This is a genomic window from uncultured Campylobacter sp. (assembly GCF_937996225.1).
GTDB lineage: Bacteria > Campylobacterota > Campylobacteria > Campylobacterales > Campylobacteraceae > Campylobacter_B.
Window position 1 is genome coordinate 1 of the sequence record NZ_CALKTC010000039.1, and the last position, 2035, is coordinate 2035.

A 2035-nucleotide genomic window follows, 5' to 3' on the forward strand; every position below is an offset into this window, starting at 1 on the left:
TATACCGAATGCAAGAACGCTTTATTAGAGCAATTTGAATTTTGTTTCCTGCCATACGAGAGGGATGCGTTAAGAGAACTTATGGAGCTCATAGATAGATACTTTAAAAATCAAAGCCTGCTAGAAGGAGATACTTACGATTATCTAGTCTATCAGAACAAATCCTGGATAGAGGTCAGGGAGCTCGCTTTGAAGACCTTGCATATTTTCGGATACAAGCCATATAGCTTTAACTATGATTAGACCCGGATTGAACCTGGCAGAATGAAATTTATCGTATATATCTTTACTCTGCTACTATGCCTAAGCGCTTGGGCTTTGCTTGGTTATATACGGTAAAATAAGACCGATGCCGCGTAAGCAAACAGCTTTATTTCGGGCGCACTTATGTTGCGCTGCATCATACCGCGCGCCGTAACGATACATCTAACGCCGCTAGACCGTGCTTTAGCTGCTACGTCGCGATGCGCTCTATCGCTGCGCCTTAAATCCTTGCGCCCGAGTCGCCTAGATCATCTTTCCGACGAGTTTTTCTTTAAATTCCTTGTAAATTTCAGGCCCCGCGTGTTTGTATTCGCTCGTCAGCTTATTGTGAAATTCCGCCATATCGCCGCCGCTTTCGCGGTATAGCTTGATCGCGTTTCGCCTTACGGCACCGTCTTTTAGGTCGCTATCGTAGGTGATGCTCGCGTATCGCGTCCGCGCGTCGTCCTTGATCTCGCGATAGATCTCGCAGCCTTTGGCTCTGCCGAGCTTTGCGACGCACGCGCCGTAAAGGGCTTGCAGGCTCACGCACTGTGGGATCAGCGCCTTCGCCGCGGCAAGGTCTGCTTTGACGATTTTAGAATTTGCGGCTTTTTGTTCCTGTTGTGCGGCTTTTGACTCCTGCTTTGCGGCTTTTATACCTTGCTTTTGAGCCTTTGGCTCACATTTCGCAGTTTTTGGCTCCTGCTTTGTAGCTTCCGACTCCGCTTTTTGGGCTTTTTTCTCTGCCGCGCCGTTTGCTTTGCCTTGCTTTGCGTTCGTCCCTGCGGCATGCGAGGCTAGACTGATCTTTTCAAATTTAGGATTTTTGCGGTAGTTTAGATTGTTAAAGAATTCTATCACGTCGTCGTAAAATTTATCGTTGCTGACGATGCCGATCTTGCCCTCGGCTCCGCAGAGCTTACCCATCAAAAACACGATGATCTTATCGGCGAAATCCTTTCTTTGCTTACCGATCGTAAAGACCTCGCCTATGCTAACGCCCATCTTGGATAGGCGCGCAAGGGTTAAGGCGCCGATCTTTTTGGCGGTGTTGGAGACTATATTTAGCTCGTCGCCCTCTTTGAGATTTACGACGTCGAATATATTATCGACGTCGATATTTTCGTCGTCAATGATAAAATGGGTCAAAGTTTTTCCTTTAAATTAAATTTCAATGCCCGCGCTCGCGCAAATTTCATCTCTGAAGCGCGCGAAAGGCCTCATCGCAGGCTGATTTTGCAGATGCTCGCCGATCGGCTTTTGCATCCACGCCATATCGTACCAGCGGCCGAATTTATAGGCGCAGCGCTCAAATCTTCCGACGAAGCGAAAACCCATACGCTCGTGAAATCGCACGCTTGCGTCGTTTAGATATTCGTCATCCCCGCAAGCGATGCAAGCGTTCATATCTACGATGTTTTGAGCCCTAAGCGCGCGCTCTAGCGCTTCGTAGAGCAGCCTGCCGATACCAAAAGCGCGCACGTTTTGCGACACATAAACCGAGCTCTCCGTCGACCAATCATATGCCGCTCGCCCTTTGAAAGCCGAAGCGTAGGCGTAGCCGAGGATTTGGCCCGATTTTAAATTTACGCCGCTTTGTTTTACCGCAACGATTAAATTTGCGCCATTTTGTTTCGTCGCGGCGTTTGTGCGATCTCGCGCCTCGTCTGTGGGCGAAATTTCACTCTCTGCGCCAGCCGCGCTCGCAGAAATTTTAAAATTTTTATCTAGCTCATCGTTCGCACATGCCGCCTCGTCGTCTACGTAAGCGACCAGTTATGGGTATCTT

The 2035-nt window shown here is 48.7% G+C and carries 3 protein-coding genes; 1 reads left to right on the forward strand and 2 read right to left on the reverse strand.

From position 1 onward, the window contains the following. The first annotated feature begins 81 nt into the window (after positions 1-81). Positions 82-243, forward strand: coding sequence for a hypothetical protein (locus tag Q0174_RS05015; RefSeq protein ID WP_298042041.1), 162 nt, complete (start codon positions 82-84; stop codon positions 241-243). 264 nt (positions 244-507) lie between these two features. On the opposite strand, the gene Q0174_RS05020 is transcribed toward Q0174_RS05015, so the two are convergent. Together Q0174_RS05020 and Q0174_RS05025 are read right to left on the reverse strand one after the other, a co-directional pair. Continuing rightward, positions 508-1395, reverse strand: coding sequence for a hypothetical protein (locus Q0174_RS05020; protein WP_297989712.1), 888 nt, complete (start codon positions 1393-1395; stop codon positions 508-510). A gap of 15 nt (positions 1396-1410) precedes the next feature. After that, on the reverse strand, positions 1411-2022 hold the full coding sequence (locus Q0174_RS05025) for an N-acetyltransferase family protein (RefSeq protein WP_366112554.1): 612 nt from the start codon (positions 2020-2022) through the stop codon (positions 1411-1413). Positions 2023-2035 lie beyond the last annotated feature (13 nt).